Origin of the sequence: Nocardia sp. CA-151230 (genome assembly GCF_050942175.1) — a bacterium.
GTDB lineage: Bacteria > Actinomycetota > Actinomycetes > Mycobacteriales > Mycobacteriaceae > Nocardia.
Genome location: NZ_CP192061.1, coordinates 265,985 through 287,090 on the forward strand (window position 1 = coordinate 265,985; position 21,106 = coordinate 287,090).

At 69.5% G+C, this 21,106-nt stretch carries 12 protein-coding genes; 8 read left to right on the forward strand and 4 right to left on the reverse strand.

Going from position 1 to position 21,106, the window contains the following annotated elements; genetic code table 11:
* Positions 1–13: 13 nt before the first annotated feature.
* The 3 genes from ACQP1O_RS01180 to ACQP1O_RS01190 are packed head-to-tail and all read left to right on the forward strand — an operon-like array spanning position 14 to position 4,337.
* The gene (locus ACQP1O_RS01180) at positions 14–880 is read left to right on the forward strand and encodes an ABC transporter permease (RefSeq protein ID WP_433564094.1); all 867 of its coding nucleotides are present in this window, start codon (positions 14–16) and stop codon (positions 878–880) included.
* Positions 877–1,638 carry an ABC transporter ATP-binding protein gene (locus tag ACQP1O_RS01185; RefSeq protein WP_433564095.1) on the forward strand — a complete coding sequence of 254 codons (762 nt, stop codon included), beginning with the start codon at positions 877–879 and terminating at the stop codon, positions 1,636–1,638. The genes ACQP1O_RS01180 and ACQP1O_RS01185 overlap by 4 nt, the downstream gene beginning before the upstream one ends.
* On the forward strand, positions 1,638–4,337 hold the full coding sequence (locus ACQP1O_RS01190) for a fumarate reductase/succinate dehydrogenase flavoprotein subunit (RefSeq protein ID WP_433564096.1): 2,700 nt from the start codon (positions 1,638–1,640) through the stop codon (positions 4,335–4,337). Before ACQP1O_RS01185 ends, ACQP1O_RS01190 begins: the two co-directional genes overlap by 1 nt.
* Before the next feature lie 4 nt (positions 4,338–4,341).
* On the opposite strand, the gene ACQP1O_RS01195 is transcribed toward ACQP1O_RS01190, so the two are convergent.
* Together ACQP1O_RS01195 and ACQP1O_RS01200 are read right to left on the reverse strand one after the other, a co-directional pair.
* Positions 4,342–5,238 carry an immunity 49 family protein gene (locus ACQP1O_RS01195; RefSeq protein WP_433564097.1) on the reverse strand — a complete coding sequence of 299 codons (897 nt, stop codon included), beginning with the start codon at positions 5,236–5,238 and terminating at the stop codon, positions 4,342–4,344.
* A gap of 117 nt (positions 5,239–5,355) precedes the next feature.
* Entirely contained in the window at positions 5,356–6,957 is a 1,602-nt protein-coding gene (locus tag ACQP1O_RS01200; RefSeq protein ID WP_433564098.1) for a DUF2207 family protein, read from the reverse strand.
* 502 nt (positions 6,958–7,459) lie between these two features.
* Here ACQP1O_RS01200 and ACQP1O_RS01205 point away from each other — a divergent pair.
* Positions 7,460–8,389, forward strand: a complete 930-nt coding sequence (locus ACQP1O_RS01205) for a neutral zinc metallopeptidase (RefSeq protein ID WP_433564099.1) — start codon at positions 7,460–7,462, stop codon at positions 8,387–8,389.
* A gap of 64 nt (positions 8,390–8,453) precedes the next feature.
* On the opposite strand, the gene ACQP1O_RS01210 is transcribed toward ACQP1O_RS01205, so the two are convergent.
* Complete coding sequence (locus ACQP1O_RS01210) at positions 8,454–9,749, reverse strand: ammonium transporter (RefSeq protein ID WP_433564100.1); 1,296 nt, start codon at positions 9,747–9,749, stop codon at positions 8,454–8,456.
* A gap of 106 nt (positions 9,750–9,855) precedes the next feature.
* On the reverse strand, positions 9,856–10,689 hold the full coding sequence (locus ACQP1O_RS01215) for a hypothetical protein (protein ID WP_433564101.1): 834 nt from the start codon (positions 10,687–10,689) through the stop codon (positions 9,856–9,858).
* 425 nt (positions 10,690–11,114) lie between these two features.
* Between ACQP1O_RS01215 and ACQP1O_RS01220 the strand changes: the two genes are divergently transcribed.
* The 4 genes from ACQP1O_RS01220 to ACQP1O_RS01235 all read left to right on the forward strand — a co-directional run bounded on the left by ACQP1O_RS01220 (position 11,115) and on the right by ACQP1O_RS01235 (position 21,069).
* On the forward strand, positions 11,115–13,619 hold the full coding sequence (locus tag ACQP1O_RS01220; RefSeq protein WP_433564102.1) for a DNA polymerase III subunit gamma and tau: 2,505 nt from the start codon (positions 11,115–11,117) through the stop codon (positions 13,617–13,619).
* Between the two features lie 256 nt (positions 13,620–13,875).
* Complete coding sequence (locus tag ACQP1O_RS01225; protein ID WP_433564103.1) at positions 13,876–15,087, forward strand: acetyl-CoA C-acetyltransferase; 1,212 nt, start codon at positions 13,876–13,878, stop codon at positions 15,085–15,087.
* Between the two features lie 37 nt (positions 15,088–15,124).
* A complete protein-coding gene (locus ACQP1O_RS01230; protein ID WP_433564104.1) occupies positions 15,125–17,278 on the forward strand; it encodes a 3-hydroxyacyl-CoA dehydrogenase NAD-binding domain-containing protein in 2,154 nt (717 codons plus the stop codon).
* 260 nt (positions 17,279–17,538) lie between these two features.
* On the forward strand, positions 17,539–21,069 hold the full coding sequence (locus ACQP1O_RS01235) for a protein kinase domain-containing protein (protein ID WP_433564105.1): 3,531 nt from the start codon (positions 17,539–17,541) through the stop codon (positions 21,067–21,069).
* Positions 21,070–21,106 lie beyond the last annotated feature (37 nt).

Consider the following 21,106-nt stretch of genomic DNA (forward strand, 5'->3'; position numbering starts at 1 on the left):
GGGCGGTGCGGTCATGAGTGCCACCGCCGTCGCTCCCCTCGAAGCGGTACGCACCGTTCCCGAGCCGGCGGGCGCCCCCGCTCGGGCGCGCGCCGGACGGGCGTTGTGGTCCTCGCGGCTGATCCGCATCCTGTCGGTCCTGGTCGCGATCGGGGTCTGGCAGTTCCTGACCTCGCAGCACATCCGGCTCTGGGTGCGGTTCGACACCCTGCCCACCGTCACCCGGATCGTGCACGCGTTCCGGCACCAGCTGGGCACCGACACCTACTACCTCGACCTCGGCCAGTCACTCATCCGTATCCTCACCGGCTTCGGCCTGGCCGCCGTGCTCGGGGTGAGCAGCGGTGTGGCGCTGGGCCGTTCGCGCTGGTTCGCCGACATCCTCGGCCCGCTCACCGAACTCGCGCGGCCCATCCCGGCCATCGCCATCGTGCCCGTCGCCATCCTGCTGTTCCCGGACGACGAGGCTGGCATCGTGTTCATCACCTTCCTGGCCGCCTACTTCCCGGTAATGGTCGCCACCCGGCACGCGGTGCGCGCGCTGCCGACCATCTGGGAGGAATCGGTGCGCACCCAGGGCGGCACCCGCTGGGACGTGCTGTGGCGGGTGGTGCTGCCCGGCAGCCTGCCTGGCGTATTCAGCGGCCTCTCGGTCGGCATCGGCGTGGCCTGGATCTGCGTCGTCTCCGCCGAGATGATCTCGGGCCGGCTCGGAGTCGGCTACCGGACGTGGCAGGCGTACACCATCGTCGACTACCCGGGCGTCTTCGTCGGCATCATCACCATCGGCGTGCTCGGCTACACCACCTCCGCCGCCCTGGAACTGCTCGGACGGCGCGTCACCCACTGGCTGCCGCGCGGACAGGAGACGGCGAAATGAGCACCGCTGGAATCGGTTTGACGCTGGACCGGCTGCGCCTGTCCTACACCGGCGCCCCGGTCATCACCGACTTGTCGCTGCAGGTGCGCCCCGGCGAGATCCTGATCCTCACCGGTCCCTCCGGCTGCGGCAAGTCCACGGTGCTGCGCGCCCTGGCCGGGCTGCTGCGCCCCGACGCCGGCCGGGTGCTGGCCGACGACGTCGAGGTGGCCGGCACCGATCGCGACCGCGCCGTCGTCTTCCAGGACAATGCCCTGCTGCCCTGGAAGAGCGTGCGCGCCAATATCGAACTGGCGCTGAAACTCCGGGGCGAACCCCGCGCCGGCCGACGCGCCCTGGCCGACCGCTGGATCGAGGAGATCGGCCTCACCGACTTCGCCGGCTTCCTGCCCAAGTCACTGTCCGGCGGCATGCGCCAGCGCGTGCAACTCGCCCGCGGCCTGGCCGGTGCGCCCCGCGCGGTCATGATGGACGAACCGTTCGGCGCCCTCGACGCCCAGACGCGGAACACCATGCAGCGCCTGCTGATCGACACCTCGCGCACGCACCCCACCACCATCGTCTTCGTCACCCACGACGTGGACGAGGCGCTGCTGCTCGGCGACCGGATCGCCGTCCTGGGCCGCGCCGGGGAACCGCTGCGCGCCGTCCTCGACGTCCCCCGCCCGCGCGAACTCGGTGTGGACCGCACCGCCCTGCGAGCCGAAATCATTACCGCCCTGGACCATTCGGGCGTTCTCACGGAGGTACCCGTCTGATGGACATCCCCGATCTCGCCGACACCACCCGCCTCGACTGCGACGTGCTGGTGATCGGCGGCGGCACCGCCGGCACCATGGCCGCGCTCACCGCCGCCGAAGCGGGCGCGAACGTACTGCTGCTGGAGAAGGCGCACGTCCGTCACTCCGGCGCGCTGGCCATGGGCATGGACGGCGTCAACAATGCCGTCATCCCCGGCAAGGCCGAACCCGAGAACTACGTCGCCGAGATCACCCGCGCCAATGACGGCATCGTCAACCAGCGCACCATCTATCAGACCGCCACCCGCGGCTTCGCCATGGTGCAACGGCTGGAGCGCTACGGCGTGAAGTTCGAGAAGGACGCCTACGGCGAATACGCCGTGCGCCGGGTGCACCGGTCCGGGTCGTACGTGCTGCCCATGCCGGAGGGCAAGGACGTGAAGAAGGCGCTGTACCGCGTGCTGAGGCAGCGGAAGATGCGCGAGCGCATCAGAATCGAGAACCGGCTGATGCCCGTGCGGGTGCTCACCGAGCACGGGCGTGCCGTCGGCGCGGCCGCCTTGCACACGCGCACCGGTGAATTCGTCGCGGTCGGCGCGAAGGCCGTCATTCTGGCCACCGGCCCGTGCGGCCGCCTCGGGCTGCCCGCCTCCGGGTACCTCTACGGCACCTACGAGAACCCCACCAATGCCGGCGACGGCTACGCCATGGCCTACCACGCGGGCGCGGAGCTCTCGGGCATCGAGTGCTTCCAGATCAACCCGCTCATCAAGGATTACAACGGCCCGGCCTGCGCATATGTGGCCAATCCGTTCGGCGGATACCAGGTGAACGCGCTCGGTGAGCGCTTCGTGGACTCCGACTACTGGTCGGGTCAGATGATGTCCGAGGTGAAGCGGGAGATCGAATCCGCCCGCGGCCCCATCTATCTCAAGGTCTCACACCTGCCCGAGGAGACCCTGGACGCCCTCGAAGGCATCCTGCACACCACCGAACGCCCTACCCGCGGCACCTTCCACGCCAATCGCGGCCACGACTACCGCACCCACGACATCGAGATGCACATTTCCGAAATCGGTTTGTGCAGCGGGCATTCCGCCTCCGGCGTCTGGGTCGACGAACACGCCCGCACCACCGTGCCCGGCCTCTACGCCGCCGGTGACCTGGCCTGCGTCCCGCACAACTACATGATCGGCGCGTTCGTCTACGGTGACCTGGCCGGCGCGCACGCCGCATCCACCGTGAGCGAGGTCACCGCTCCCGGCGAGTTGCCCGCCGACCAGCTCGCGGCCGCGCACGAACTCGTCTACCGCCCGCTGCGCAATCCCGACGGGCCACCACAGCAGCAGGTCGAATACAAACTGCGGCGGTTCGTGAACGACTATGTGGCCCCGCCCAAGACGGCCACCAAGCTCTCGCTCGCCATCGAGACCTTCGACCGCATGCGCGACGACCTCACCGCCATGGGCGCGCGCACCCCGCACGAGCTCATGCGCTGCGCCGAGGTCACCTTCATTCGCGACTGCGCCGACATGGCCGCCCGCTCCTCGCTCACCCGCACCGAATCGCGCTGGGGTCTCTACCACGAGCGCGCCGACCTACCGGAACGCGACGACGTCGAATGGCGGTACCATCTCAACCTGCGCAAGACCGCCGACGGCCGGATGGAATTCCTGAAGCGGCCGGTCGCACCGTATTTCGTTCCGGTGCCCGGGTTGGACGACCTCCCCGGCACCGGCGACACCGTCGTCCCGGTGGACCAGCCCGCCCTCATCGGCACCCCGCCCAACCTCGGGGCGCAGGTGCGCTCCCACGCACCGGCCGCGGGCGTGGTGACGAAAGACGTTGTGGCACCCCGGATCGCGCTACTGCTGAGCCTGGACGCGCCCGGTATCCCGGAGTTGCTGCCCTTCCTGTCCGATGTGGATCCCCGGGTCCGCGCCACCGCCCTGGCGGTCCTCACCGAGCACACGCCCGACGGATTCGCCGACCAACTGATCGCGGCGCTCGCGGACGAGGACGCGGAAGTACGCTCGGCCGCCGTGTCCGGCCTGCGGGAACTCGCCGAAATCCTGCCCGCCGCAACCGGTCTCGCACGGCACCGTGATTCCCCGGACCCGATCGTGCGCGCCGCGGTGGTCGACCTGCTGCGCGCCCTGCGATCCGGTTCCGTGGAGCTCTTCGCCAAGGCCGCCGTCGACGCCGACCACCGCGTCCGCATCCAGGCCGTGCACGCCCTGGTCTCCCTGGACGACTGGACCGCCCTGACCGCCGCCGCGCACGACGACAATCGCGAGGTCAGAATTGCCGCCGCGCGCGGTCTGGCCACCATCGGACTCGGCGGCGCCGACACCGTCCGCGCCCTCACCACGGACCGCGACCCACTGGTCCGTGCGGCCGCGTTCACCGCGCTGTCGCGACTGGGCGCCGACTCCGACGCCACGGCACTGACCGCCGCACTGAGTGATTCGGCATGGCAGATCCGGGAGGGGGCAGCGCGCGGCCTGGCCGCGGTCGGACCGGATCGAGCGGTCGAACCACTCAGCCGGGCCCTCGCCGATATCCACCCCGACATCCGTAAGGCCGCGGTGCTGACCCTCAGCACCTGGCCCGAATCCGCCGCCGCCCTGGCCGCCCTCGAATCCGCTCGCGCGGACAGCGATGCCGATGTGCGCGCCTACGCCCGACGTGCGCTGGCGGTGCATGCCGGCGGCTAGGCCGTTACCACGCGACCCGGTGCAGCAGACCGACGGGCAGATATCCGGTGCTGATGCCGGGCCGCACACCCCGATCCACCGCCACACAGGCGACCGCCAGCAGCGGCCAGGCGATGAGGCCCTCCGGGTCCAGCCATCGCTGCGGGGTATCCCAGAAGCGCCGGTGGAACTCCAGGCCCTCCACCAGCGCAGTGTCGAATTCGGCTGCGTCGCCGCGTAATACGGCGTCCAGCAGGCACAGTGCCGAGTAGGCGATGGTGAGCGCGTAGTCGTCGCCCGCGACGGGCTGGGCGTCCACGGCGGCTTCGATACCGTCCACGATGACGGTCTCGGCCGCCGGATCGCCGGTCCACACCCGTTGCCAGGCCTCGGCCCACAGGTACAGGCACTGCTCCAGCGGATGCCCGGCCCGGGTGGTCGCGGACAGTGGATAACCCGGTCCGCCGGGCGCGCCCAGCAGAAACGCGAGCAGCTCGCGGTCACGGCCGATCAGTGCGGGCCACAGGCCGTTCAGTAGATCCGCCACCGTGGGCGGTGCGACCATGCCGCCTCCGGCCGCGACCGTCCACTGCGACCCGGCGAGCGTCACCGCGAAGGGCCCCTGCCCAGCGGGGAGCGCGACCGATCGCAACCGCGCCGCCTGCGCCACCGCCGAATCCGACACCGCCTGCCGCAGCGCGGCGGACTCGCCGCGCTCATCGTCCAGGCTCAGATAACCGGCGATGGCACGTGAACACCAGGCCACGTCGGCAAGCACCGTCTGCGGCTGCCCCGCAAGAAATTCGGCGCGCAGCGCGGTCGTCCGCACTCGGACGGCCCGGCCGAAACCGGCATCGGTATTGCGGATAGCTGTTGGATAGCCGACGTACTGGGTGCTGAGCGCGATATGGCGATCGATCATCGGACTGCGGAGACGATCGGGGCGACCAGCAGTTTTGCCGAATGATTGCTCACGGCGTGACAATAGCGAACTCCGCAACCTCGTACATCGGTTGGCATATCGGTCGTGCCGAGCGGGTCAGCGCTGGTCGGCGGTCCGGAACAACCCTTCGACGGCCGTGATGAAATACGGGAAATGCGCGCCGAAACGCTGCAGCGCGCGATCGCCCTCGAAGCCGCCGAACCAGTACAGGCCAGGGCTCCCGTCCGCCGTCGGATCCAGCTCGCGGAAGGTACGCACCCACTGGTCCCCGCGGCGCGCGGCCACCAGGAACGGCAGCGCCCGGGAGAACACCAGCTCCTGATCGGCGGCCGGAATGCGCTGCGGCGCAATCACGTCCAGCCCGCGCTGCATGGCCTGGACCCGATCGGTCAGCTCCCGGCCCAGCGCCGTGCGGGCGGGCAGATAGCGCGGCAGCAGCAGCGCCGCCACCCCGCCGAGCGCGATGGCCACCCCGACCAGGGCGTGCCGCTGCGGGCCGAAGGCCAGCGCCACGGTCGCGATGACCCCGAGCAGGATCAGCCCGACCCCGAGCCAGAACTCGAAACCCCTGCGGGTCCGGTCGATGAACACTCCGGCGGCCACGGCGTCCCCGATCAGTGCCGCCCGCACCGCGCTCGCATCCACCCGGCCCTTGCGCTCGGACAGCAGCACCGACTCGACGCCCTCCGGAATCAGCGCCGCGTACACCGCGCGCTCGTAGGCGGTCAGCTGCTCGTCGGGCAGATTCACCCGGGAGAAACGCCAATCCGAATCGCCGACGGCGCTCACCCACAGATAGTTGCGCACCGCCAGATCCACCACGGTCGACGCCATATCGGGCACATCGGCGTGGCCGTCGAGCAGCAGCCCGGCCGTGCTCGGCAGCATCCCGTCGGGCGAGGTGAACTGCACGTGGTCGCCCACGCGCACCAGCGGATCGAGCACCTCGGTGCCCGCCGGCACCGAGCGCCGCGACCACACCACATACCCGGCCGCCGCCGCCAGCGCCGCCAGCAGCACGCCGAACGCGGCGAACACCGGACCGGTCAGCGAGAAGGCGCCGGGCGCATTGTCGTCGCGCACATCGGCATTCGCCTTGACCGTGCTCGGCGGCAGCTGCAAGGTCACATCCAGGATGTCGCCCTTGTGCAGATCCGTCTTCTCCAGATGCGCGAACCCGTCCGGCTCCACACGAATATCCGTGCAGTCCTGCGGATTTCCGGGCGGGCCCACCGTGCACCTGGTGATGCCCATGCGGAAGCTCGGGCTCGACACCGTCACATTGATCGACGCCACATCGGTATTCAGCACCCCGGTCCACTGGAACACCTGCGCGCCCGAAGCGTCACTGACGGTGTTGTGCACCGTGTACTTGAAGGTGGCCGAACCCGGCCGGGCCTCGATGGTGAACCGGTCGTCGGCGACCTTGGCATCGCCGTCCCCGTCGGCGGACACGTCGGTCACCTGAAAATTGCGCTGCACGCCCGAGCCCACCTGCACCCGCAGCGGCAGCACCTGCCGAAACTCACCGCCTTCGGGCACTTTCACGGTTTCGGTGACCCGCAGCAGACCGTCGTCGCCCAGATTCACCTCGGCGGTGATATCCACACCGGCCGGCTGCGCCACCGCGGCCGGCGCCGCCACACCCGCCACCGCGAGCAGCAGCGCGACCAGGGCGGCCCCCCGAAAAATCTGCATGACTGGCTACTCTAGCCAGCTTGCTATCCTTCCTCAGCGGCAAGTCACAGGTCTATGGAGCCGGCAGGTTATCTCTGAGGAACGAGGGGGTGCGGGGGAGATGACTCGCCCACCGTCCGAACACGGACCGACACCCCAGGGCCAGCGTCCCGTGCCACCACGCGGAACCCCACCGCTGCAGGGCAATCCACCGCAGCCCGCCGCGCCGCAGGGCTTCCCCGTCGTCCCGCGGCAACAGCCGGCCGGTGGCCCGCCACCGGGCGGCACACCCCCGCCGGGCGGGTCGAAGCAGCCGCCCGGATACCAACGGCCGCCGGGATATTCACCGCAGCCGGGCCGGCCCACTCCGCCGCCGCCCGGGTATCCATCACCGCGCCCGGGATATCCGCCCCCGCCCGCTGCGAGTGCGCCCCGGCCGGGATATCCACCGCACCAAGGCTTTCCGTCGCCCGCCTACGGCCAGCCGCCTGGTTACCCGGCCCGGCCCGCCTACCGCGCGCCCATGCCGCCGCCCACCGCCGCCCCGCCTACCGGTGCGATCCCGATGACCCGGCCGGCGCCGCCGCGCCGCGGTCGGATCGGTGTGCTGGTGGTGATCCTGGTCCTGCTGGTGACCGGCGTGCTGCTGCGCACCGCCATCACCACCGGCCTGAATTCCATCAATGCCGGCTCGACCGTCAAGACCAGCTACTCGGGGGATACCGGCGAGAACCACGGCGTCGCGGCCACGGCGGACAACCCGCTGCTCACCGATGCCGATTACACGCTGCTACCCGCCAAGTGCGCCTACACGCCGTGGGGCACCCAGGTCGAGGTGGCGCGCAAGTTCTTCGAAACCGCGGCGGACTGCCTGCACTCCACGTGGAAACCGTTGTTCGACAAGATCAATCTGCCGTTCCAGGCGCCCAAGCTGAACGTGTCCGCCGACACCACCGGAATCACCACACTGTGCACCGGGAACAGCACCAATTTCGCGGCCTTCTACTGCTCGGCGGACATGACCATCTACATGCCCATCAGTCAGCTGCAAACCGATCTCTTCGGCAGCAACTGGGTCGTCTACCTGTCCGTGTTCGCCCATGAATACGGCCATCACGTCCAGGCCCAGTCCGGCATTCTCGGCAAGGTGCACCAGCAGCGCCGCGACGCCGGTTCCCGCAGCGACACCGGCCTGGAACTGTCCCGCCGCACCGAATTGCAGGCCCAGTGCTTCGACGGCATGTACCTGTCGTCCTCCAGCAATGGCGGCTCGCTGACCAGCGCCCAGATCGGCGTGGCCCGCAATGACGCCTACCACCGCGGCGACGGACCCGGCGACATGCGCGACCACGGCACCGCCCAGAACATGGGCGGCTGGTTCGAGATCGGATACGACAAGGACCGCACCCTCCAGTGCAATACCTTCAGCGTCCCCGCGAGCAAGGTGAACTGAACCGGACCGCAAAAGCATTCGAGCCCCACTGCGAGACGCAGCGGGGCTCGAAATATCGCGCAGCTCAGTGCCCGTGCGGCTTACCGATCCGGCTCGGCGCGTACCCGTGCACGCCCTCGGCGTAGGCGGTCTCCGCGTGCAGCGCGAAGTCGATGCCGCCGATCTCGTCCTCCTTCGTGATCCGGAAGCCGATCAGCTTGTCCAGCACCTTGCCCAGCAGGAAGGTCACCCCGAAGGCGAAGGCCGCCACGGTCAGCACGCCCACGGCCTGCTTACCCAGCTGACCCAGTCCGCCGCCGTAGAACAGGCCCTTCTCGCCGTTGGGGGTCATGACCGCCGTGGCCAGGAATCCGATGAGCAGCGTGCCCACGATGCCGCCCACGAAATGCACGCCCACCACGTCCAGCGAATCGTCGTAGTTGCCCTTGAACTTCCAGCTCACCGCGAACGAACACACCACGCCCGCAACCAGACCCACGATCACCGCGCCGATGGTGTTCACCTCGCCGCAGGACGGCGTGATGGCGACCAGACCGGCCACCGCGCCCGAGGCCGCGCCGAAGGTGGTCGGCTTGCCGTCGCGCCGCGCCTCGACCACCAGCCAGCCCAGCATGCCCAGACAGCCCGCCACCAGCGTGTTCAGGAACACCGCGGAGGCAATGCCATTGGCCGCCAGGGCCGAACCCGCATTGAAGCCGAACCAGCCGAACCACAGCAGGCCCGCACCCAGCAGGACGAACGGCAGATTGTGCGGCCGCATGGCATCGGTCTTGAAGCCCACCCGCGGTCCCAGCACCAGTGCCATGGCCAGTGCCGAAGCGCCCGAGGCGATCTCGACCACCAGGCCGCCCGCGTAATCCAGCGCGCCCAGCTTGGCCAGCCAGCCGTCCGGCGTCCACACCCAGTGCGCGATCGGCGCGTACACGATCAGCGCCCAGGCCGGAACGAAGATCATCCACGCCGAGAACTTGGCGCGGTCGGCGATCGCGCCGCTGATCAGCGCCACGGTCAGGATCGCGAAGGTCAGCTGGAAGGTGACGAACAACAGCTCCGGCACCGCCGCCCCGCTCTTGTCCACCACGTGCAGCGTGTTCGGATCGATTCCGGCCAGCCCGAAATGCCCGAGATTGCCGATGATCCCGCTGCCCGCGTCATCCCCGAAGGCCAGGCTGTACCCGAACAGCAGCCAGGCCACCGCCACCAGCGGAATCGAGATGAAGCTCATCATCAGCATGTTGAGCACACCGCTGGACCGCACCATTCCGCCGTAGAAGATCGCCAGTCCGGGTGTCATCAGCAGCACCAGCGCCGTGGCGGCCAGCAGCCAGGCCGTCGCCGCCGGGTCGAGGTGGGGTGTCATGCGGTAACTCCTTCCACGCGGTGATCGCGTTGCGTGGAAGTTACCGAATCCTCACGTTAAGGCGCTGTTACAAAAATGAGGCCTTGGATACCTGCCGTTAACAGCCCTAGCTGCGACGATCCTTGACCTTTTTGGTCAGCGCGCGCAATCCGCGCGGGCCGGGGACCGGATTGCCGTCGTCGAGCGCCATCCATTCGGCGGTCACGAGCCACTGCTGCTGGACCCGGGCGTCGGCTGTGTCGTTGAACACGCGCCGCCCTCGATCGTCGCGCAATTCGTAGGCCAGCACCGACCAGCGCGGCGGGCGGCCGTGCTCGGCCACCTGGTCCCGCAGATACGCCGCCACCAGCGTGCCGATGGTGTTGACCGGTCGCAGCGACACCCGGTTACCGTACCGGGCGGCATGGAAACGCCTTCCGGCGCACAGGGATCGGGGCGCGGCGTTGTAGGCGATCCAGCCCGCGCGCTGGGCGCGCTCGATCAGCCACAGATGCTTGATGGCGGTCGGCGGGATATCGCCCACTCGCTCGCGGATCAGGGCGATCGCCGGTTCGGAGAGCAGAATGTCGCGCCGGGTCGGACCGGTGCCGTGCACGAGCCAATAGTTGTCGGTGAGTTTCGCCAGCACCCGTCCGAAATCGTCGATGCTGCGCTGCGCTCGGCGGCCCAGCCGCTCGATGCGGTCGGCCTCGGCCCGCATGTCGTTCTGCACGATGAGGGTGTGGATCGCGGCCAGGGTCGGCACCTGGCCGCGCTGTAGCAGTTCCAGAATCGCGCCCGCGGTGGCCGGATCGGCGGCGGCGGACACGGGTAGGGATTCGCGTCGGATGTCGTAATCGTGCGGGCTGATGGCCCGGCTTAGCAGTCCGACCGCGGCGGAATCGCCGGCGAATTCGGTACTGGAGAGCCAGGCTGCGGCGATGTCGTCACGCGACTGCACGAGGCATGTCCTCCGGGAGATTTGGTTGTGCTCCGGCCGGGATGAGGGACCGGCCGGGGCGACCAACCTGATGAAGGTTTGGCTACCGAAGTTGCCGTCGTCCACGGTAGCCAAGCGATTGCGATCTTGCCGCATCGTTTGACTGGATCGTTATGTCCGCTCTGTGGAGCTGAAACAGAACGTAAGTTTGTATCTGGTGAAGTAGCAGGTCCAGGGTCTTGGACAAATGGCCGCTATGGAAGCGCTGACAATTTGCTGTCGGACTTGTCGAGATATCCGTTCGGGTCGGTCGGTTCTGACCGGGCCTCAGGAATGAGTGTGATTTACGCCATAGTTCGAGCGGGCGGCCGGACGGATGCGACGTACGGGACGACCGGACCGGCGGCGCGGCACCGCCTGTCGGTGCGCCCCGGTAACCTCTCCCCGTGGCTCTGTACCGGAAGTACCGACCGGCAACGTTCGCTGAAGTGGTGGGTCAGGAGCACGTCACCGATCCCCTGAGTATCGCGCTCGACACCGGGCGGATCAGCCATGCCTATCTCTTCTCGGGACCACGCGGTTGTGGCAAGACCTCCTCCGCGCGCATCCTCGCGCGCTCGCTGAACTGCGTACAGGGCCCGACCTCCAAGCCGTGCGGCATCTGCTCGTCCTGCGTGGCGCTCGGCCCGGGCGGCTCCGGCAATCTCGACGTCATCGAGCTCGACGCCGCCAGCCACGGCGGTGTGGACGACACCCGCGAACTGCGCGACCGCGCCTTCTACGCCCCGGCCGAATCCCGGTACCGCGTCTTCATCGTCGACGAGGCGCACATGGTCACCACCGCGGGCTTCAACGCGCTGCTCAAGATCGTGGAGGAGCCGCCCGCCCACCTGATCTTCGTCTTCGCCACCACCGAGCCGGACAAGGTGCTGCCCACCATCCGCTCGCGCACCCACCACTACCCCTTCCGGCTGCTCCCGCCCGCCACCATGCGCGGACTGCTCGGCAAGATCTGCGACCAGGAGGGGGTGCGGGTCGAAGAGTCGGTGTACCCCTTGGTGATTCGCGCCGGCGGCGGCTCCCCGCGTGACAGCCTCAGCGTGCTGGACCAGCTGCTGGCGGGCGCGGGCCCCGACGGCGTCACCTATCCGCGCGCGGTCTCGCTGCTCGGCGTCACCGACGTCGCCCTGATCGACGACGCCGTCGAGGCGCTGGCCGTCTCCGACGGCGCGGCCCTGTTCGGCACCATCGACCGCGTGGTGGAGGCGGGCCACGACCCCCGCCGCTTCGCCACCGACCTGCTCGAGCGGCTGCGCGACCTGATCCTGCTCCGCGCCGTCCCCGACGCCACCGACCGCAACCTGGTCACCGGCCCCGGCGACGTCATCGACCGCATGCGCTCGCAGGCCGAGCGCCTCGGCGCCGCCACCCTGGCCCGGCACGCCGAACTCCTGCACGAGGGCCTCGGCGACATGCGCGGCGCCACCAATCCCCGCCTGCTGCTCGAGGTCATCGGCGCCCGCATGCTTCTTCCGGCGGCTTCGGATGCCGAAACCGCCACCCTCCAGCGCCTCGAGCTGCTGGAGCGCCGAATGGCAAGCGGCGCAATCCCCGCCGCCCCGCAGCAGGGGCAGGCCGCCCCGGCTGCACAGGCCGCAGCCTCGTCCGCCGCTCCCGCTGTGCCGCCGGCCGGTGGCGACAACCGCCGGCGCGGAGCCGAGGCCCTGGCCGCGCTGCGCGCCGAAAAGTCCGGCACGCCGGCAGTTCCCGCCGCCGAGACCGGGTCCGCGCCTGTCGCTCCCGCGCCGGCGGCCGATCCCGCATCGCAGGCCGTCACCGGCGGCACCGCGGTCCGGCCGCCTGAACTGAGCCCGGTGGGCAGCGCCGCAGCGCAGGTTGCGGCGACCCGGGTAGCGGAAAGCCCTGCGCCGCAGCCGGTTCCGGTCGCCGCGGAACCCGTGACCGCACCGGCGGCCCCCGAGCCGGAGCCGGTGTCGGCCGAATCCGTTGCGCCGGTTGCCGATCCGATCGCGGCCACACCGGTCGCGGGGCCGGTGGCCGCGCCCGCGCCGGTCGTGACTCCCGAGCCCGAGCCTGTCCCCGCGCCCGAGCCGGTTGCCGTGCCTCGGCAGGCCGCCTCAGCCGAGCCGGTCGCGGCACCGTCTCAGGTCGCTGCTCCGGCGGACGCCGCGCCCGTGGGCGACGCGGTGCTGCAGGAGATCGAGGCGGCATGGGCGGACATCCGGGCCAAGGTGCGGGACTTCGGTGCCGCGGTGCAGGCCCTGCTGACCGGCGCCAGTGTCGCTCGGGTCGAAGGGGAGACGATCGTTTTCGCACATCTGCACGCGCCGCTGGCGCAGCGGTTGTCGCAGCCGCAGAACCTGGACGCGGTGCGGTCGGCGGTCCGGGCCGTGCTGGGGCGCGACCACGATGTGCGGTGGGAGGTCGGGGGACCGGCCGCCGGTGGCGGATCGGCGGCCAAGGCAGCGGCGGGGCGGGCCCCGGCGGGCGGGCAGCCCGCGCCCAAGAAGGCCGCACCGAGGTTCTCACGCCCGAGTCAGGCCAAGGCGGCCGCGGCCGCACCGGTCGCCGAGCCTGCGGCGGCCGCTGGGTGGGGGAGCACCTCCGCACCCGCCGCGCCCGCCGCTCCGGCGCCGGCGGATCCGGGTCCGGCGGGCGGTGATCCGTTCGATGCGAACAGTGCCCGGTTCGCGCCGCCGGACGAGGATATTCCGCTGCCTGACGGGCCGGATCTTCCGGACGATCCGGGGCTGGGGGACTACTCACCGGTAGGTTATGACGGCGTCCCACCTGCTACTACGCCGGAGGAGGAGCGGGAGATGCTGGAGGAGTCGGCGAAGCCGGTGCCTCCGGAGGAGCGCCGCGACCCGGATGAGGTGGCGCTAGCGCTGCTGCGGTCGGAGTTGGGGGCCACACCTCTCGAGGGTTGACAGTTCCCCTGAGGGCCGACTTAAGTTAACCGGAGTTCGCATAGTTCGGTACTATGATCGGGTGGCCGTGAGTATCGGTTTCGCGAGGTTCTAAGGTATGCCCAGGCGTACGGGTTACTGAAGCGTCAAGAAACCTGCTCGTGACGATGTTTGTACACCGTCAGGCGGTCGGTTGTAAGGCCGGTCGGCGAGGTTATGGCCATGGCACTGCCCGCACAACGCGGTGACGGCGCACCCAAGAGAGGAAAACTCCGATATGACCACAGAGGCCTACATTTACGAGGCCATCCGCACCCCGCGCGGCAAGAACCGCGGCGGTGCGCTGCACTCGGTCAAGCCGATCGACCTGACCACCGGTCTGGTCCAGGAGCTGCGGAACCGGTTCCCGAACCTGGACGAGGATCGCATCTCGGACATCATCCTGGGTGTCGTCTCGCCGGTCGGTGACCAGGGCGCGGATATCGCCCGTACCACCGTCCTCACCGCGGGTCTGCCCGACACCGTCGGCGGCTTCCAGATCAACCGCTTCTGCGCCTCCGGCCTCGAGGCCGTCAACCTGGCCGCCCAGAAGGTCCGCTCCGGCTTCGACGACCTGGTCCTCGCCGGTGGCGTGGAGTCCATGTCCCGCGTGCCGATGGGTTCCGACGGCGGCGCCATGTTCATGGACCCGAAGACCAGCTACGACAGCTACATTGTGCCGCAGGGCATTTCGGCCGACCTCATCGCCACCATCGAGGGCTTCACCCGTGATGACGTGGACGCCTACGCCGTCCGCTCGCAGGAGCTGTCCGCCAAGGCCTGGGACAACGGCTACTTCTCCCGCTCGGTCGTCCCGGTCAAGGACATCAACGGCCTGACCGTCCTGGACAACGACGAGCACATGCGCCGCGGCACCACCACCGCCGACCTCGGCAAGCTGAAGTCCGCCTTCGCCGGCATCGGTGAGATGGGTGGCTTCGACGCCGTCGCCATGCAGCGCTACACCTACGTCGAGAAGATCGACCACGTCCACACCGGCGGTAACTCCTCCGGCATCGTCGACGGCGCCGCCATGGTGCTGGTCGGCTCCGAAGAGGCCGGCGCCGCGTCGGGCCTGACCCCGCGCGCCCGCATCGTCGCCACCGCCACCTCCGGCGCCGACGCCACCATCATGCTCACCGGTCCGACCCCGGCTGCCGAGAAGGCGCTGGCCAAGGCCGGTCTGAAGCGTGAGGACATCGACCTCTACGAGATCAACGAGGCCTTCGCCTCCGTCGTCCTGAAGTTCCAGAAGGATCTGCAGATCCCGGACGAGAAGCTCAACGTCAACGGCGGCGCCATCGCCATGGGCCACCCGCTCGGCGCCACCGGCGCCATGATCACCGGCACCATGGTCGACGAGCTGCACCGTCGCAACGCGCGCTACGCGCTGGTCACCCTCTGCATCGGCGGCGGCATGGGTGTCGCCACCATCATCGAGCGCGTCTGACGCCCACCGACTTTCATCTTCAGGAGACACAAACACAATGACCGAGAACATGATCGGCTGGGAAAAGGACGCCGACGGCATCGTCGTGCTGACCATGGACGACCCGAACCAGGGCGCCAACACCATGAACCAGCTCTACAAGGACTCCATGCGGGCCACGGTGGACCGCCTGGTCGCCGAGAAGGACGACATCACCGGTGTCGTCATCACCTCCGCGAAGAAGACCTTCTTCGCCGGCGGTGACCTCAAGAACATGATGCAGACCACCCCGGCGGACGCCGCGGCCATCATGGAAGAGCTGACCTTCATCAAGGACGACCTGCGTCGTCTGGAAACCCTTGGCAAGCCGGTGGTTTCGGCCATCAACGGCGCTGCCCTGGGCGGCGGCCTGGAGATCACCCTGGCCACCCACCACCGCATCGCGGCCGACATCAAGGCCGTGCAGCTGGGCCTGCCCGAGGTCTCCCTCGGCCTGCTCCCCGCCGGTGGTGGCGTCACCCGCATCACCCGCATGCTCGGCATCGCGAACGGCCTGATGGGCGTGCTGCTGCAGGGCCAGAAGTTCACCGCGCAGAAGGCCAAGGCCACCGGCCTCATTCACGAGACCGTCGCCACCATCGAGGAGCTGGTCCCGGCGGCCAAGGCGTGGATCAAGGCGAACCCCGAGGGCGGCGTGCAGCCGTGGGACGTCAAAGGCTACAAGATCCCGGGCGGCACCCCGTCCAGCCCGGCGCTGGCCGCCAACCTCCCGGCCTTCCCGGCCAACCTGCGCAAGCAGCTCAAGGGCCAGAACATGCCGGCCCCGCAGGCCATCATGGCCGCCGCGGTCGAGGGCGCCCAGGTCGACTTCGACAACGCCTCGCTGATCGAGTCGCGCTACTTCGTGTCCCTGCTGACCGGTCCGGTCGCCAAGAACATGATCCAGGCGTTCTTCTTCGACCTGCAGCACATCAACAACGGCGGTTCGCGTCCGAAGGACGTGCCGAAGCGTGAGATCAAGAAGGTCGGCGTGATCGGCGCGGGCATGATGGGCGCGGGCATCGCGTACGTCACCGCCAAGGCCGGCATCGACGTCGTCCTCAAGGACGTCACCATCGAGGCCGCCGACAAGGGCAAGGACTACTCGGTCAAGCTCGAGCAGAAGGCGCTCTCGCGTGGCAAGACCACCGAGGAGAAGTCCAAGACCCTGCTCGACCGCATCAAGCCGACCGCCGACGCGGCCGACTTCGCGGGCGTGGACTTCGTCATCGAGGCCGTGTTCGAGAACCCGGAGCTCAAGGCGAAGGTCTTCGGCGAGATCGAGGACATCGTGGACGCCGACGCGCTGCTCGGCTCCAACACCTCGACCCTGCCGATCACCCTGCTGGCCAATGGCGTGAAGCGGGCCGAGGACTTCATCGGCATCCACTTCTTCTCACCGGTCGACAAGATGCCGCTGGTCGAGATCATCAAGGGCGAGAAGACCTCCGACGAGGCGCTGGCCCGGGTGTACGACTACACCCTCGCGATCCGCAAGACCCCGATCGTGGTGAACGACTCGCGCGGCTTCTACACCTCGCGCGTGATCGGCAAGTTCATCAACGAGGCCATCATGATGCTCGGTGAGGGCGTCGACCCGCAGACCATCGAGCAGGCCGGTCTGCAGGCGGGCTACCCGGCGGCGCCGCTGAAGCTGTCGGACGAGCTGAACTTCACCACCATGCAGAAGATCTACAAGGAGACCGCCGAGGCCGTCGTGGCCGCGGGTGGCGAGATCGACGCCGCCTCCGGCGCGACCGCGCAGATCCTCGACAAGCTGGTGGGCGAGTTCGACCGCAAGGGCAAGGCCGGCGGCGCGGGCTTCTACGACTACGTCGACGGCAAGGCCACCGGTCTGTGGTCGGAGCTGCGCTCCACCTTCGAGACCTCGACCGAGCTCCCCGAGGGCGTCACGCTGCAGGACCTCGAGGACCGCATGCTGTTCGCCGAGGCCATCGAGACCCAGAAGTGCTTCGACGAGAACGTGCTGACCTCGACCGCCGACGCCAACATCGGCTCGATCTTCGGCATCGGCTTCCCGGCCTGGACCGGTGGCACCCACCAGTTCATCGTGGGCTACCCGGGTGGACAGGAAGCCTTCGTGGCCCGCGCCGACGAGCTGGCCGCCAAGTTCGGCAGCCGCTTCGAGGTTCCGGCTTCGCTGCGCAAGTAGTACCGGCGCTCCAGCGCTGAAATACCCGGCCCGGGTCGCGAATACGCGCCCCGGGCCGGTTGTTTTACAGGTTGCGGGGCGAGGATCGACCGGGACGCCGCGGCTGGGTGAAAGGGTCCACATGCCCGTGCGGTCCGCGCTACGTTGGAAGTTGCGCGTGAGAACACCGGAGGCAGATCCAGATGAATCCACAGGCGCGCCCGGGCGGCTCGCGGAGTGAGCAGGCCCCTCCCGAAAACTCCACGCAGTCCTACCTTCCCGTGACCATCGACGACGAGCTCGAGGCCATGGGCCTGTTCGACGCGGAGGAGATCGGGCGGGGCGGTTTCGGGGTGGTCTATCGCTGTGCGCAGCGCGCCCTGGACCGGGTGGTGGCGGTGAAGGTGCTGTCCACCGAGATCGACGACGAGAGCCGGGAGCGGTTCCTGCGTGAGGAACACGCCATGGGCCGGCTGTCCGGGCATCCGAACATCGTCGACATCCTGCAGGTGGACGTGACGCCCAGCGGGCAGCCGTTCATCGTGATGCCCTACGCCACCCGCGGCTCCCTGGAGCAGGTGGTGCGCGACAGCGGACCGCTGTCCTGGACGGATTCGCTGCGGGTCGGGGTGAAGCTGGCGGGGGCCATCGAGACCGCGCACCGGGCCGAGGTGCTGCACCGGGATGTGAAGCCGGCCAACGTGCTGCTGAGCCGGTACGGGGAGCCGCAGCTCACCGACTTCGGAATCGCCCGTATCCCAGGGGGTTTCCGCACCTCGACCAGTCTGATCACCGGTTCGCCCGCGTTCACCGCGCCCGAGGTGCTCAAGGGCGACGAGCCGACCGTGCGCTCGGATGTGTACGGGCTCGGTTCCACCCTGTTCGCGCTGCTGACCGGTCACGCCGCCTTCGAGCGGCAGGCCGGGGAGAAGATCGTGGCGCAGTTCCTGCGCATCACCAGCCAGCCGGTGCCGGATCTGCGGGAGCTCGAGATCCCGGCCGACGTGGCCGCGGCCATCGAGGCGGCCATGTCGCCCGATCCGCGCGAAAGGCCCAGCAGCGCAGTGGAATTCGGTGAGCTGTTGCGCACCGTGCAGGGCGAGCACGGGCAGACGCCGGACGAGATGGCATTGATCGACGGTAACGAGACCGGAGTCGACGGCGCGGATTCCGCTGCCACCGGGACGTATTCGCGCCGGCGCTCACGCACCGTGATCACCCCTCCGCCCACCCGCTCGCTGACCTTGCGCCCGCAGGGCAATCCCAGCGCCGTCTTCGGACCCGGCGCTACCGCGGTCGTCGGCAATACGCTGCCGCCCACGGCCACAACGAAATTCCTGCCCCCGACCCCGCCGCGCGAGCCGATTCCGCGGCCCCGGCTGCTGGAACCGCTGCGTGCCGGCGGTCGCCGCCGGCTGGCGGTCATCCACGCCCCGGCCGGATTCGGCAAGCGGACGCTCGCCGCGCAGTGGTGCGCCGAGCTCACCGATCGCGGGGTGACGGTGGCCTGGATCGGGATCGACCGTGACGACGACAACGAGGTGTGGCTGCTGGCCCACATCATCGCCGCCATCCGCAAGGTGCGGCCGGAGATCGGTGTGGGGCTCGAGCAGCTGCTGGAGGAGCGGCCCGCCGAGGCGGTGCCGTACGCGGTGTCGGCGCTGATCGACGAAGTGCACGCGAGCGGCAGCCCGGTGGTCGTGGTGGTGGACGACTGGGATCGGATCACTGACGCGGGGGCGCAGCGGGTGATGGAGTCGCTGCTCGACAACTGTTCGCACGACCTGCGTTTCGTCATTACCAGCCGGGAGCGGGCGGGGCTGCCGCTGAGCCGCCTGCAGGTGGCCGACGAACTGGTGGAGATCGGATCCGGCGAGCTGCGGCTGACCGCGGCGGAGACCCGGCAGATCCTGGTCGAGCACCTGGGGCTGGAGCTGAGCGACAAGCAGGTGGAGCAGATCCACACCGCCACCGACGGCTGGCCCGCCGCGATCCAGCTGGCGGGGCTGTCGCTGCGCTCGGCCGATCACGACGTGGACCGCCTGATCACCGGACTCTCCGGCGACAACCAGGCGATTCGCGAATATCTCGCCGAGAACGTGCTCGGCGCCATCGAGCCGCGCATGCTCGAATTCCTCACCGCCATAGCGGTTCCCGAGCGCGTGAACGCCTCGCTGGCCGAGGCGCTGTCCGGTGCGAGAGACGCCGCCGATCTGCTGGATCAGGCCGAGCGGCGAGAACTGTTCGTGCACCGCGTCACCGACGATCCGAGCTGGTACCGGATGCAGCCGATGGTGGCCGAGCATCTGCGCGCCCGCCTGGACCGGGCTCGGCCCGGGCAGCTGAAGAAGTTGCATGGCAAGGCTTCTCGCTGGTTCGCCGAGCACAATCTGATCAAGCAGTCGGTGGATCACGCGCTGGCCGCCACCGATCTGAAGTACGCGCTCGACCTGGTCGAGAAGGGCGGCATGGACCTGATCGACAGCTCCCGGCTGGCGACCCTGTTCGGCACCGTGTCGAAACTGCCGGTGCAGCAGGTGACTTCGCGTTCCAAGCTGCTGATGGCGCTGGCCCGGGCGAATGTGAACCTGCAGCAGTCCGGCGCGGCCCGGACCGCGCTGGGGCGGTTGTCGAACATGCTGGCGCGCAGTGGCACCGACGACGCCGAGGCAGTGAACCAGCGCTGTCAGGCCGCGGTGCTGGCCGCGGCCGATCAGGTGGCGCGCGACCGCACCGAGGGCGTGCTGGAGAAGATCACCGAATGCCTGAAGCTGGCCGACGACCTCCCGGCGTGGACGGTGTCGACGGCCGCGAACCTGGCCTCCTTCGTGCGCCTGTGCGACTTCGACTTCGAGGGCGCCCGGAACATGCAGGAGTGGGCCGCGCCCTATCACGTGCGGTCGGCCGATCCGCTGGGCGAGGTGTTCGGCCGCTGCGCGCAGGGCGACGCCGCCTACGAGCAGCTCGATATCGATACCGCCACCCGGTGTTTCGAGCAGGCGTGGCAGATCGCCCGCGACCGCGCGGGGTCCCGCTCGAACTCGGCGCGGGTGGCGGCCGCGCTGCTGGGCGAGGTGGCCTACCGGCGCGGTGACCTCGACAGCGCCGAGCGGCTGCTGGATCAGAGCCACGAACTGACCGCCCGGGTCGGCCCGGTGGACTTCCTGGTCACCATCTTCGTGAGCGGGGCCCGGGTGAAGGCGGTCCGCGGTGACCGGGAGACCGCCGCGGCGCGCCTGGACGAGGGGGCGCGCATCGCGGCCGACCGCCGGCTCACCCGCCTGGCCGCCCAGGTCCGGGCGGAGCGCCTACGGCTGGGCCTGCCCGCCGATTCGCTGACCGCGGGCCTGGTCACCGATCCGATGGCCCGCGCGCTGCGGCACGCCACCGGCGCGGCGGCGCTGGCCGCCGAGGCGGAGGAGATCGCCACCATCCGTGCCCTGCTGGCCCGGCACTACCGCGGCGAGGACCGCGCCACCGACGACCTGGCCCCGCTCGGCACCGACGACACCGCGGTCAAGCACGCCCGCGCCCTGTATTCGCGCATCCGTGAACAGCACCGCCCGCGCGCCGAACTCGACGCCGCGCTGCTGCTGGCCGAATGCCTGTCGGTCTCCGGCTGGCTCGGGGAGTCCATCGCGGTGCTCACTCCGGTGGTGGTCCGCTGCGCCGGGCTGGGCTGGTCCCGGCCACTGCTCGATGCCGGGCCGGGCGTGGTGAACATCCTGCGCACCATGCGCCACGAGATGCCGCTGGACGACGATACCGAGGCGCCGGAGCTGCCGCGCCGATTTCTCGATTCGCTGCTCTGAGCAGCGGATTCGGCGATACGGCCGGCGAATTCGGGCG